The organism is Pseudoalteromonas sp. NEC-BIFX-2020_015, assembly GCF_012952265.1.
Classification (GTDB): Bacteria; Pseudomonadota; Gammaproteobacteria; order Enterobacterales; family Alteromonadaceae; genus Pseudoalteromonas; species Pseudoalteromonas neustonica.
Map to the genome: position 1 here is coordinate 70410 of NZ_JABCJL010000010.1, position 13944 is coordinate 84353.

The window sequence follows — 13944 nt, forward strand, 5'->3', positions numbered from 1 at the left end:
ATTAAGCCATATAAATAGCAATTAATAATCAACAACTTAAATTTTAAAATTTTTAAATAAACAATATTGAATAACAACTCTCACCAAATAATGGCGAAAAGCATCAACGTGATAAGTTAGGGTCTTTCTCACTCGCTGATGCATGTAACTTATTCAGCCTAACCACTGTAAAAACTAAAACAAACTTTGATACTGATCTATTAGATAATCTGTGTAAGCAATATCGCCACGATAACGCGATAAATGCGTGGTATCACGGTACATTTGCGGGGTTATTTGCGGTATATTTTGATGGTTTTTCAGCTTAATACCAGTAGCTTGTTCTATTTGCGTAATTACCGCAGCTAAACGTTTTTCAGCCTCTGGTGTTGTTTTTATCCACTTGCTGTTTTTTGGCAGCATGATCACTTCAACGTTATCAGATACACGTTGAAAGTTTTTTACAATGTTAATAAAGTGATCAACTAATAATGGCTCAAAATGAAGCTGCTCTATATCGGCACTACTAATGCGACTGAGGCGGTCATTTCTCATTGCGTTATCGGTTTGCGTAACGCGGTAATAGTCGTTAAATATGGCTAATGTTTCTGCTGAACGCTCTTGTGGAATAGTCCCGCCACCTTGCCATTCATAGCTCCATTCTACCGGCTTATGATCAGGGTATTCTTCATCAAACTTCTGACCAAGCAATCGCCCTAAGCGACGACGTTGCGCAATAGTTTCATCATCATCTTTAAACGTTTGATGTGACTGAGGAGGAAACATCCCTCGGCCAAAAAAGCTGGTGATCATTTCAGCTGAAATATTACCGCGCAAATACTTTATATTGAATAACCGTACGCCACGAGTAAGATCATTTTTTGCAATTTCCATTAACTCCTCGTCATTGGCAAGCAACGTTAAAAACGAGTCTAAAACTGGCGCAGCTCTATCCCAGCGTGTTTGCGTGGTTTGAAACGGATTAAACTCAATCATGGTTAGCTTTATTTTGCGATCTTCTTCGATAAATTCATCCGCAATACGCCGTGACAAGAAATCTTGAAAATATGGGTTTAGCCCACCAAAGCCATAATTAAACGATTTAACCTGCTTACCCCGCTGCGCTAAATCAGCATCAAATTTTCGCGGCGAAAACCCAGCTCGCGCCATTGATGAACCAAAAAACATCACAACATCGTTTGGTTCTTTCACTATTTGTGGCAAAGCCGCCCGTGACTCAGTGACCCTGCCTAATACGCCTTGTGAATTTGCCCCCATCCCATGCAAAATAAGATGAATACTGATAAGTGCGAAAGCCATACATAAGCCAATAACAAGAATCGACTTTCCATATAATTTTTGTGATGTCATTGTTGCTGTACCTTGATGATTAGAATTGGAAATAGATAAACTCATTACTTGGCTCCCCGATAAATAAACACACGCCTTGCCCTAACATCATTAACAGCCAAAATAGCCAGGGTTTATTTTCCAGCTTGTCAGCGCCCTTTATTACGTAAAAATCCATAATATGTACAAGTAGCACCCATATACTGGTCATTACAAAAATAATCATTGCGTTGCTTCCTGCTGCTATTGTTGAATTAAATACATGTAAATTAGTAATAATATCTATGGCAGAAGTTAAGTCGTTGGCTGCAAAAAATACCCAACCTATAAGGACTAAATAAAACGTGATGGCCCACTTAATAAAAGTAACAAGCAGCGCGTTGGATTGATTAAAACGTGCAAATATTTTCAACCCTGCTAAATAGTGCGTGACAGTAATAATAGCGCCATGAAATGCGCCCCACGCAACAAAGGTCCACGCTGCACCATGCCATAAACCACCCAATAACATAGTTAAAAACACATTACGGGTACGGTTATTATTTCTGTTTCCACCTAATGAGATATATAAATAATCGCGTAACCATGTAGAGAGGGAGATATGCCAACGACGCCAAAAATCAACCGGAGAAAGCGCAAAATAAGGCACTCTAAAGTTCAATGGAATACTAAAACCAAGTATCAGCGCAATACCAATTGCTATATCGGTATAGCCCGAAAAATCGCCATAGATTTGCCCTGCAAATGCCAGTACTCCAGTCCAAAGTTCAAGCGTGCTAATAGGGCCTTTTGCTTCAAAAGCATGTTGCGCTGGGATAGCTAATATATCAGCCCCCGTTTTCTTGATAAGCCCAACAGTGATCAGTAAAAAGCCATGTTTTACAGCCGTATATTTAGGTAATGCGATGGCGTGCATTTGTGGCAATATATGGCTTGCACGAAGAATTGGCCCTGCAACCAATTGAGGAAAAAATGATAATGCAGCAACAAATTCAACGAGGCCTTTACGTGGCTTCATGTCGCCACGATAAACATCAATGGTGTAACTTAAACTTTGAAAAGTATAAAAAGAAATACCGACGGGCAGCACCCATCCTAATGCTTCAATAGAGGCATTGTAACCAAGCGAAGATAACAACTCAGACACAGAGTTAAGTGCAAAATCGGCATATTTAAACACTGCAAGTAAACCTAAATTAAGCACCACAGATAAAGTCACCCATTGCTTTTTACGTTGCAGCGTTGATGCTTTATAAATAGCTTGGGCAATAAAGTAATCGGCTACCCCACTGCCCACCAGCAAGGGAATAAAACTATAATTCCACGCGCCGTAAAACACTAAGCTACCAACTAAAATTAAGTACACTTTGGGTTTTTGTTTTAAAAACACAAACCCGTAAAACAAAATAAAAATGGCAAAAAACCAAAAGAATATGGGGGTATTAAAGATCATGGTGTCACCTTCGTTGTTATTTTTTGTGTGATATGTGTTCTTTGATAAGGAATATTTGGGTATAAACATACTATTTCCTTTATTTAGAACGAGTTTGGCTAACCCACTAAAAGTAGGGTAAAAATCAATCAACAATTAATTGAAGTAATTTAAATAAACGTGATGCAGGCTAACTTAAATTGCGATAAAGCTAACCGGCTTAAAGCACACTAAGGTGGTAAGTGAAGTAAGATATAGATCATTGCCGTGCGCCATTAGCTATTAGTAGCGCTTTAATTGACTCAGTACGCGCACGATTTAGGGGCGAGCGTCGCTGATAACCATCAGAAACCCCTGTCGTAACCGCTAAGTTAACATCAGCTCCGCGTGCAACTAATAATTGGCTCATGTCGTAAAAACCAAAGTACGCTGCATTGATAAGCGGTGTTTCATCTCGCGCCACAATTGCATTTATATCAGCGCCGTTATCTAACAATAGCGTTGCCAGTTCAATATTATTGCTCATCGCAGCGACTATCAGCGGGTTACCATCACCACTTGATGACTGATTTACATCAGCGCCTAAGTCAATTAATGCCTGTGTCATTGCTTTGTTATTTTGTTTCACCGCAATCATCAACGCAGTGCCATCGCCAATCACTGGCACGTCAATATCAACCCCATCATTTTTCAGTGCTTTAATTGCGCCAATGTCATTACGAGTAACGGCATCAATCAGTAAGGTACTTTCAAATTGCGGTAATAGTGAGTAATGTCGAGCATCAACGACGGTGTGTTTAATACTGACTTTAGGTGAAAAGGCCTGTGTAGCTTGAATTGTGGTGACTGTTAGCCCTGCACATACCAGCATAATGATCGTGATACGTGGCTTTTTAAATTGCTTGTTTTCTAAAACCGCGCCGATACGATAATTCAGCTCTTTTTTCTTACTAAATAGTCCCATTGCCAACACGCTCCGCTGCTCCATCACCATTAATTTTGCACAATCAATCAGTGACTGCGCGTATTGCTGCGTATTTTTAATTTCGTTCACTGCGCGTAAATCACACGCTATTTCACGCTCTACATGAATTTGCTTATTAAGCAGGCGGATCACTGGGCTCCACCAAAATAAGATAGCAATGATCTCCTGAAATAAGCCAAACCAGTTATCTTTACGTTTTATATGCGCGTTTTCGTGGAGCACTATCGCTAGTAATTGCTCATGTTTGAGTTGTTCAGTAATGCTTTTTGGAAGGATGATTTTAGGTTGCTTAAACCCAATAACCAAAGGCGAGGATACTTTGCTTGAAGTATAAACATCTGTATTAATATGGGCCGATAAGTGCGGCGCTTTTTCTATCGTAGAGCGGAGCAAGTTTCGTGTTTGCATATATGACGATAACACCGTAAATCCACGCCATATACTACCTATAAACCAAAGTAGGACACCAATACTGAGTAAAAATGAGAAGTTAAATACAATCTCACTGGGTAAATGCCAGTTACTCTCCTGATCACTCATAGCGACTTTATTATCAGTTGCTGAAAAGCTATCTTCTATTTTTAAATCAACCGATTGCGCAACTGTATTTATAACGCTTGAAGTTTTATCCGCATCCATTGTGATCAAAGTGAAGGGGATGACTGTTGCGATAATAAATGCCGTCATCCATAACCAACTGCGCAGCTCCGCACTCGATGGTACACACTTATTAATCAACGCAATTCCCAATAAAAGGATAAAACCAATAATTAGGTGGTGAAATGCCAACGTTGTTAATAAAGTATATTCAATCATCATAGCCTTGGCGTCCTTATCTTGGTTTGTTAGTGTTTACTTTGGTCGACTTTACGTTGCAGCGCTTCTAGATCATCAAGGTCTATGTCGGTCTCTTGCATTAAGTGTTGCGCCAACACCTTAGGTGAGCCACCAAAAAACTTGTTTAACATTGAGGTTAATGCACTTTGTCGGGCCTCTTTTTGAGTGATTTTAGGGATATAAATAAACGCTTTACCCTCTTTTCTAAAATCAGCATAGCCTTTTTCAGCAAGGATCTTACACAGGGTTTGTGTTGTGGTGTAAGCCGTTTGCTTCTCTTTTGATAGTTCATCTGTTATGTCGCGCACAGATGCTTCACCATTTTTCCAAAGCACTTCCATAATACTTTGCTCACCATCGGTAAGCTGGTTTGATTTATTTCTAGCCATCGTATTTAACCCTTTATTTTAATCTACTAATTAATTAGTTTTAAATACTATAGCGCGCATAATTCCATCTATCAACTAATTAATTAGTTTTTAAACAAGCGACCATTTAACAGCAATTGAAGATGCTAATAGCAAGCTACAAATAATTAGTTGATGATTTGTAAATAATACATCTATGCTCTAAACCTAAAGAGTACCTATCAAATGGAGCACTTTTATGCCGACAACAAATACGGTTGATAAAAACACAGAGTTTGCCCGCTGTTTGCAATGTAATAAGGTAAATACATTCGCTGCATTTCATTGGCTTGCTCTTGCGTTTAAAGATATGACGCGAGCACCAATACTGAGCTTAATTTACGGATTAATTTTTACTATTATTCCTTTAGCTATTGTTTACACCGCCGTATTTGCAGGAACTTATATTGTGATTATTCCTGCAACCGTCGCGTTTGCTCTAATTGGGCCTGCATTTGCTGTTGGCTTATATGATGTAGCATGGGAGCTTGAAAAAGGGCATAAACCCACACTTACACATTCGTTAAAATCAATGTTTAGGAATCCTGTTGGGGAATGGGGTTTTGCAATTTTGTTGATGGTTATTATGATTGTTTGGATGCGCCTTGCAGCCTTAGTACATGCACTTTACCCAAGCCATGCTAACCCTACCTTTGAAGAATTATCAGCATTTTTAACCTTAGGCTCCATTATTGGCGGGATTTTGTTAGTCACTGTATTTGCAATTTCAGCGTTTACGCCGCAAATAATGATGGAAAGACGGGTCGATATTATGACCGCTGTCATGTCGTCCATGCACGCTGTTAAAACTAATTTTTCTGCAATGGTGGTGTGGTCTATCTGTATTTTTGTACTTGTGGCACTGGGTTTTGCAACCGGAGCAACAGGCTTTATTGTGATTATGCCGCTACTTAGTTACGCCAGCTGGCATGGCTATATTGCGATAATCAAAACTAAAAAGGCCAGAGGGTATGAGTAAATAAATAGAGGGCGAGTCAACGCTAGGGCGTGTTGACCTTTCGTGATTGATTTTGCAGCAGACTGTTTGGTATTTAGGCAAGGCAGAGCCTATGGTGTGTGGTTGCTCCCCATAAATAGGCGATAACGCAGTATAAATGTCAAACATGCGCTGCCCAAAGGGTTCTTCCTAGGGGCGATTGACTCTTTGTTGCTCGGTTTTTACTTAGCCCACTAGGTTACAAACCTCGCGCCGCTATTAAATCGCCCCTAGATTGAACAAATTTCAATCCACAAAGGTCAACACGCCCTAGCCCTTTGTTACTTAATTGTAATTTGACTTTTATTTTCACTAAATAAAAAACAGATCAAAACAACAATTGGAATATTCTTAGTAATTGGCCCAAACGGATGCAGCCAAAAGCTTGCATCTATCAACGTTAGCAGCGCAGTATATGTAATTATTACCGCCACTTGAACAAGACAGCAAACTTGGGTTTTAAAAGATGTGACGAGCCAAAGCCCAAGTGCTATATCTAACATACCACCAGCGTAAATTGCAGCTTTAGCTGGTAAACCTACAATATTGGCGCCCGCAAGAATTTCATAGCCAACGTCAGGTGCAAAATATACGGAGGTTAAACCGGTAAAAATCCACAAAAATGCCAATGCGTATTTTGTAGCATACAGCAATGTTGCTTGCTTAAAGTTATACATATGCCAAACCACCTCACACAAGCGAAAATGGTTTAAACACCATTAACCAAAATATCCCTAAAATAGCGGCAAAAGCGGGGATTCCTAATAAAGTCCACGTTTTCATCAATGATTTAAATTCTGCTGTAACTTGATTTAACTCTACCGATAATTTAGCAAGCTCACGTAATTTGTATTGAATACGCAACACAGGCAACCAACACACACCTATAAAAGTAAATAACCCAACAACCCAATAAAACCAAGGGGCTGAAAACGAGTACCCTAGCTTGCCCATCAACATTATGCCCGTGACAATTTGAATAATGACTGCTGGGGTTGTAAAAATCCAGTCTGCTAAAATAACGTGCTTAGCCGTAATATAAATAACCTGTGGATTGTTGGAACGATTTGCCATAAACATAAAAAAAGCAATACCGCCGCCAGTTCCCGTTACCACAACTGCAGCAAGAATATGAAGTAACTTTAAGAGCAAATAATATTCCATTATATGTGCTGCACTTGATTATCTAACGACATTTCTTGTTGATATGTAATACCAAGCGTATCAAAATAGTGACTAAAATCATCAAGCTCAAATAACCCTGCGCATGGTATTGCACCCACGCCCTGCTTTGCAATAAACGCCTCATTGCTCAACAATTTTTTGGCTAATACAATACTTGAAAGCGTTGGAATATATGGACCATTACCTTTTGGTGCGTACAGTGTCCATTTAATTTGTTTTGTTTTATTACTATGATCTTGCCCACTAATGAGTACTTCCATTGCACCATCTTGTGTGCCAAATGGTAAAAAAAGATTACTCGTGCTCACAATGGCTTTCGCTAACGGCGCCCAACTTTTTACAATGCCAATTTTTGATAAGTAAGCCATCCCCACCATCGTCCAATGCAATATGCCCAACTCTAAACCCGCTTGAAAACTCACTTGCTGTGATACGTTATAGCGATTTGGGAAAAGCTCTAAATCGGGCACATCCACATTGGCTAAACAACGCTTACCAACAAAGCTGCCAAAATCATTTACCCTTGAGTCCATCCAACCATAGACATCTTGCCAATGACCGCCTTTAAACACACTTAGCGGATGTCCGGTATAAGATAATATTGCAGCAACAGTAGCCACACCTCGCTCCGCTTTATTGCCTGGCGCAATCGCTAAATTAATTGATTCAATAGTACTAAATTGATTTTGATAATGATCGACAACCGCAGAAGATAAACCCGGCACAGAGCTGGCACCACTCACTATAAGTACGCCCTTTTCTTTGGCTTTGCTATCCAACTGATTAATATCGCAAACAAACCTGCGATCATCAGCTAAATCAATATAATGTGATCCACACTCAATGCACGCATTGGGTACTCTATAATCTTGCCCTTGAAAAGGACCGCTCGTATGAATAACCAAAAATGGCGCAAGGCTTGTTAATCTAGCTTTAAAATCATCAGCAAAAATATCAATAACTAATGGCGCTAAAATAGCGGCTACTTTCGGTTGTAAATGCTTAGCAAGTGCAATTGCTTTATCGTTATTCCTACCTGCAATAAGTATTGTTATTCCTGCTGTTTTTGCTAGATTTTCAACAATTCTTTTACCAAAGTTACCATATCCGCCTAACACAACGACCGTCTTCATTTAGCTACTCCTTCTTACTACGGGCTAAAATATGACAGCATTAATAAGCTAAGCAAAGCTTTAAAATACTATCAGCTAAATAAATAAGCCAAATCGTAAGCCATTAACCTCATGCGCTATGCAATTTCAATTTATACCACCACAGCTTTAACTATTAAGCTCGACTAACGCCGAGCTTAATTTCGAGGTGTTAATCCTTGCGCTTATAAACCATTAATAGCAAAGCTGGTAATACGGTTAAACTTACAACCGTTGAAACAGCAATGCCACATAGGACAATGATTCCGACTCCGCGATATAACTCAGAGCCTTCACCGGGTATAAATACCAATGGCGCTAAGCCACATAAGGTCGTCATTGTTGACATAACGATTGGTTTTAATCGCGTTTCCAGTGCACCAATAACAGCTTGATAAGCCTCAAGCCCTGCGGCTAAATTACGACGGCTTTGATCAACAATTAAAATTGGGTTATTCACCACTGTGCCCAGTAAAATCAAAAAGCCGAGCATAGTGATCATATCAAACGGTTGATAAAACCCACCAAATACAGAACCTACAGCGTTAATTGCATTTAATCCAAGTAGGCCACCAGCCATGCCTAAAGGCACCGTTGCCATAATAAATAAAGGCTGTCCCCAGTGTTTAAAAATTGCCACTAAAAGCAAATAACACAAGGCTAAAGCCACTATAAAGTTACTGCTTAATGCATTGCGTGTTTTTTCAAGCTGATCTGCAGCGCCACCAATACTTATATTTACCCCAGGTAATAAATCGCCCTGCTTTTGCAGCTGTGGCAATAGTTGTTCTCGGACCATTTGTTGGGCCCGCTCTAGAGCTACATCCCTCGGTGGAATAATATAAACAGTTACTGTACGGCGTCCATCTACTCGGCGTAGGCTGTCACTGTCGGCTTTTTCGCTTAAATTAGCCAAGGCGTTTAACGGCAACAAACCTTGCGATGTTACGACGGGTGCTTGCTCAAGCCCCTCTAAGCTTTGCTTGTTACCTGCCTCTGAGAATATAAACACATCCACTTTATCATCACCTAAAATTAATTCATCAACGTAGGCCCCGTCGCTAAGTGCTGCAACGGTATAGCCCAGCTCATCGGCGGTCATGCCCACCTCAGCAAGACGCTGCCAACGAGGTTGAATTTCAATTAATGGCTGATCAAGCGTTAGTGAAGACGGCTCAGAGTCAACTTGTGGATTATCAAACACCTCACTCGCAAGGCGGTATACAGCATCGGCAGCACGGTATAAGTCCACTTGCTCTGTACCACTAATATCTAGTGCTACCGCGCGCGTACCACCGTCGTTACTAGAGATAATCGAGCCTCGTGATGAAAATGCTCGCATTCCTGGGTAACTTTTAAATTTAGCGGTTATCGCCGCCATCATTTCGTCAATATGCTCTGGATTATTCGGCTCACTTAAAAACCAAATATTGCCCACCCCAACCGATAACGAATAATACTTTAATGATGGTAAATCGGTTTCCCCCTGCGCAAAGTCACTGCTTGGTGCATTTAAATGATTATTAAAATAGGTCAATAACTCATCACCAATTTTTTGCATATGGCTCAAGTTATATCCTGGGGGTGCTATCATCATTGAAAACGCTTTTGGTTCTTCACCTTCAGGAAGATATTCGGCTTCCGGCATAAATAACCAAGCGCCACCAATTAAACCGATTACAGCCACAACAACACACACTGAACGCTGAACTTTAGAGGCTAAAAATGCAGGAATAAACTGAGGTAGTCGCATTTTCGATGTCATTGTGCCATCAGACTTTGTTACACAAGCAAACCGTGCAGAAGCCGCGGGTACAACTAATAACGCGACCAGCATAGAAGCTATAATGGCCCCAGAAATGGCAATCGCAACATCTGAGTACAACTGGCCAGCTTCTTGTGTAATAAATAAAATAGGTGCAAACACCAATACTGTGGTCATTGTTGAAGCTAAAACCGCAGGCCATACTTCTTGCACGCCAGCAATAGCGGCTGCTAATTTTGACAGACCACGTTGTTTAGCTTGCTCAATATTTTCAAGTACCACAATGGTATTATCAACCGTCATGCCAATCGCAAAGGCAACCCCCGCTAATGAAATAACATTAATGGTTCGCTCAAAGAGTAATAAACCTAAAAATGCGGCAATCGTACAAATTGGTACACCCATTACACCAATCAACGTAGAACGCGGGCTTTTTAAAAACCAGAACATCACTAAAGTTGCCAGTAACGCCCCAATAGCTAAGTTAGTCCATACATTTTTAACTGAGCCTTTTACATAACGCACGTCGTCACTGAGTAGGGTTAATTGCAGGCCATTTTGCGCTAATAAATCACGGTTAATACGCTGTACAACTTGCGTCATTTCGTCTTTAATTGCCATTACATTTGAGCCACTTTCGCGGCGTACCGATAGCATTAAATTACGCTCGCCATCGTTATAAGAAATGTTTCTCAGTTCATAATGGTCTAATTTTATTTTCGCAACATCTTTAAGACGTACAGTGCGGTCTTCATGCTGAGCAATGACTAACTCTTCTAGTTCTTGCGCCGATTGAAAGCGCCCAACCATACGCAGTAAGTAACGGCGTTTTCCGCTATCTATATCACCCGCTGAAGCATCTTGATTGCGGCTACGTATCGCATTTCGCACTGCTATCAAACTAATATTTCGACTTGCAAGCTTTTGCTGATCGATCAATATCTGTATTTGATACAACGCCCCGCCTCGAACGCTAACCTGTGATACACCAGCCACACGTTCCATTTCTGGACGTACGTTATCTTGGGCAAAATCACGTAGCATGTCGATATCTATATTAAGCGGATTACCCGCCTGCGGTTTTAATGAAAAAAACATAAAAGCATTGGATGAAAATGAGCTACTGTAGAGCACGGGTTGATCGACGTTTTCAGGGTAATCAGGCACTTGTGCTAATGCGTTACTAACATTGATAAGCGCTTCATTAACATCAACGCCAAATGGGAACTCGAGTTCAACCTCAGCTTCGCCGGTATTAGCATAACTCGACATACGCTTTAAATTTGGTAGCGAGCGTAAATAGCGTTCTTGCTCTATGAGTATTTCCTTTTCAACATCTTGTGGTGTAGCACCTGGCCATTGGGTCACCACAGTGATAGTGCGAACATCTAAATCAGGGATCATCTGAACAGGAATTTTAAACGCGGCTACTAATCCTAAAATACATGCAATAAGTACCGCAACCGTCACCAATGTTGCATGTTTAACTGCGCCTTCGAGCATTATTGAATCCCCGTTGGCGATATCGCCTTAACTGCTTGACCATCTTGTAATAATTCATTGCCTTGAGTTACTACCCATTGCCCAGCTTTTAGACCTTCAATTACTTCTACTTGGCTATTCATACGCGCGCCTACTTGAACACTTTGCCTTACAGCGACTCCTTCAAGCACAGTAAAAACACTAAAGCCTCCATCAGGGTGGCGTAACAGCGCATCTCTATCGATAACAACACTGGCTTTAGCCGTTGGCTTTAATGACACTGCTGCACTTGCCGATAAACCCACTTGTAAGTCACCCGTATTATTAAGTTGTAAACGCAATAAAAAACTACGATGAGTGATATTTATCACAGGTACTTTCGCAATGACTGTTGCTGTAAATGCTTCATTTGGCCGTGAAGCTAAATACACTTCAACTATGGTTTCAATATCTATTGCTGCAAAGTGCTCTTGAGGCATATATAAATCAAGCCAAAGCTTGTCATTGTTCACTAATTCAAAGGCGCTTTGACCACGGGTAACCCACTCCCCTACATTCACCATACGCTTAGCAATAATGCCACTAAAAGGAGCAACTAGCTGATGACGCACTAAAAGCTGTTGTTGGTAAGTTTCGTTCGCTTGGGCTTCAAGTAAACTTGCTTGAGCACCTTTAACGGCTGCGTAGCGCTGCGCAAGTTCGGTCTCTGCAAATAATTTTTGTTTGGATAAAGATTGCGCTTCAGTATAACGACGCTTAGCATCATCAACGGTTACTTGCGCACGAGCTACAGCCGCTTTATTGGCTTGTAATTGTGCTTTAATTAATGCGGAATCTAACGCGAGTAAAGGTTCGCCTTGTTTTAGGTATTGACCTGCCTCAGCATAAATATCGGTGACTACCCCCTCAGCAAGTACCGAAAGTTGCGCATGACGCTGCGCTTTTAATGACCCCGTAAGCGTCACTTTAGGAGCAAGTTGCTGCTGCTTAACTTGCTGGGTAACAACATTAACGGTCTCAGCCGCAGAGCTAAATACACTAAAAAGCATCAAGCATACATACCAACAATACTTATAAATATTCAAAATAACTCCCTTTTCTATCCTATTAACACCGCGTGAGTGCTTGGATAAAATTTCGATTAACGCCAACAAGTAACAACATGCATGAGCAACTTGATAAGAATGTGCCTAATATAAAGCAATTACTCCACCGTAAACAAGAATCATTTGCAAAATAGTCGTTTTAACAGCAGAATTACGTGTAACAATAAAAAAATCTAGATTTTGCGACTTTCAACGCCAGGAATTTTTATGAGGCAGCAAGCCCTTCACGATGCAAAAACATTAGTATTCACAAAAAGTAGTGGGGTTATGTCGACCCTTTCTCATAACTTAAGAGGATACCCTTTTGGCTCCGTCGCCCCTTATATGTGCGACGAGCAAGGCCGTATTTACTTTTTTATTAGCAATATCGCCCAGCATACCAAAAACCTACAACATGATAGCCGCATGAGTTTAACGGTATTTGATGCCGCCGAGCAAGGCGATCAAAATGAGCATGGCCGTGTAACAATAGTGGGGGATGGCCGTTTAGTTGACACCGATAAAGCTGAATCGTTAATCGACAAATACATAGTCCTTTACCCAGAAGCACAAAGCTATCGTAACGCTCATGATTTTAATCTTTGGCAATTAGATGCAATACGCGTGCGTTATATCGGGGGCTTTGGAAAAATATTTTGGTTAGAACAAGATGAGTGGCTACAACCCTCTAAGCCGTGGGATGAAGAACAAGAACAACATATGATTGAGCATATGAACGGCGATCATCTAGATGCCATTAGCTTAATTTTAAAACAACACTGCAATGTAAATGACCCATCACCCATTATGAGCGGCCTATACCCAAACCACCTCAAGATGCGAGCGTCGTTGGAATTAAAAGCGATTTAGGCAAGGCATTGATTGCAAGTAATAGTGGTTCTATTATTAAAATCAATAACGCAGTATAAATCGCTTTTAAACCAACCCGTTGGGCGTTTCACAGAGACTTACTCTCATCGTTGTTCCTTCTTAAAAGGGACGGCCATTCTTGCAAAGTAACGCCTTGATATTAAGCCTCTGTGAAACGCTGAATTCTGCATCTTGAGGTGGCTTGGGTATATTACCACAGGGATTTTACCTGCAAAGCCAACAACGTAACTATTACATTGCATTTTATGCACTTTGTGACAGCCCTATGGCTGTGCGTAAGGCATTAGTTAAATTAACAAAAGCTGCCCGTGCAGAAAGTGAGTAGTTAGCTCAAAAGTCGGCTTTATAAACGCTTAAGCTGTCGCTTTATCAAAAAAGTACCTTCGTACAAAAATTAA

General features: G+C 40.6%; 11 protein-coding genes. 2 read left to right on the top strand and 9 right to left on the bottom strand.

Translation table 11 applies throughout. The features are described 5' to 3' along the window. Nucleotides 1–174: 174 nt before the first annotated feature. From HH219_RS09570 to HH219_RS09585, 4 genes are all read right to left on the bottom strand, one after another. Entirely contained in the window at nt 175–1395 is a 1221-nt protein-coding gene (locus HH219_RS09570; RefSeq protein ID WP_054203437.1) for a hypothetical protein, read from the bottom strand. Then, nucleotides 1370–2782: an MBOAT family O-acyltransferase gene (locus tag HH219_RS09575; RefSeq protein WP_054203438.1), complete on the bottom strand. Its 1413-nt coding sequence runs from the start codon at nt 2780–2782 to the stop codon at nt 1370–1372. The genes HH219_RS09570 and HH219_RS09575 overlap by 26 nt, the downstream gene beginning before the upstream one ends. Before the next feature lie 238 nt (nt 2783–3020). Then, nucleotides 3021–4565, bottom strand: coding sequence for a M56 family metallopeptidase (locus HH219_RS09580; RefSeq protein WP_169327304.1), 1545 nt, complete (start codon nt 4563–4565; stop codon nt 3021–3023). A gap of 26 nt (nt 4566–4591) precedes the next feature. After that, nucleotides 4592–4972: a BlaI/MecI/CopY family transcriptional regulator gene (locus tag HH219_RS09585; protein WP_169327305.1), complete on the bottom strand. Its 381-nt coding sequence runs from the start codon at nt 4970–4972 to the stop codon at nt 4592–4594. A 217-nt stretch (nt 4973–5189) separates the two neighbouring features. Here HH219_RS09585 and HH219_RS09590 point away from each other — a divergent pair, with 217 nt between their 5' ends. Then, the gene (locus tag HH219_RS09590; protein ID WP_054203441.1) at nt 5190–5969 is read left to right on the top strand and encodes a DUF2189 domain-containing protein; all 780 of its coding nucleotides are present in this window, start codon (nt 5190–5192) and stop codon (nt 5967–5969) included. A gap of 299 nt (nt 5970–6268) precedes the next feature. Here the strand turns inward: HH219_RS09590 and HH219_RS09595 are convergent, their stop codons facing one another. The 5 genes from HH219_RS09595 to HH219_RS09615 form a co-directional block, all read right to left on the bottom strand. Beyond that, nucleotides 6269–6664 carry a DoxX-like family protein gene (locus tag HH219_RS09595; RefSeq protein ID WP_054203442.1) on the bottom strand — a complete coding sequence of 132 codons (396 nt, stop codon included), beginning with the start codon at nt 6662–6664 and terminating at the stop codon, nt 6269–6271. A gap of 13 nt (nt 6665–6677) precedes the next feature. Continuing rightward, nucleotides 6678–7139: a DUF2269 domain-containing protein gene (locus tag HH219_RS09600; protein WP_235575736.1), complete on the bottom strand. Its 462-nt coding sequence runs from the start codon at nt 7137–7139 to the stop codon at nt 6678–6680. Between the two features lie 11 nt (nt 7140–7150). Then, entirely contained in the window at nt 7151–8305 is a 1155-nt protein-coding gene (locus HH219_RS09605; RefSeq protein WP_169327306.1) for a saccharopine dehydrogenase NADP-binding domain-containing protein, read from the bottom strand. Nucleotides 8306–8495: 190 nt separating this feature from the next. After that, on the bottom strand, nt 8496–11591 hold the full coding sequence (locus HH219_RS09610; RefSeq protein ID WP_169327307.1) for an efflux RND transporter permease subunit: 3096 nt from the start codon (nt 11589–11591) through the stop codon (nt 8496–8498). Further along, nucleotides 11591–12655, bottom strand: coding sequence for an efflux RND transporter periplasmic adaptor subunit (locus HH219_RS09615; protein ID WP_249118486.1), 1065 nt, complete (start codon nt 12653–12655; stop codon nt 11591–11593). Before HH219_RS09615 ends, HH219_RS09610 begins: the two co-directional genes overlap by 1 nt. 228 nt (nt 12656–12883) lie before the next feature. Here HH219_RS09615 and HH219_RS09620 point away from each other — a divergent pair, with 228 nt between their 5' ends. Beyond that, on the top strand, nt 12884–13525 hold the full coding sequence (locus tag HH219_RS09620) for a pyridoxamine 5'-phosphate oxidase family protein (protein WP_169327308.1): 642 nt from the start codon (nt 12884–12886) through the stop codon (nt 13523–13525). Nucleotides 13526–13944: the final 419 nt, after the last annotated feature.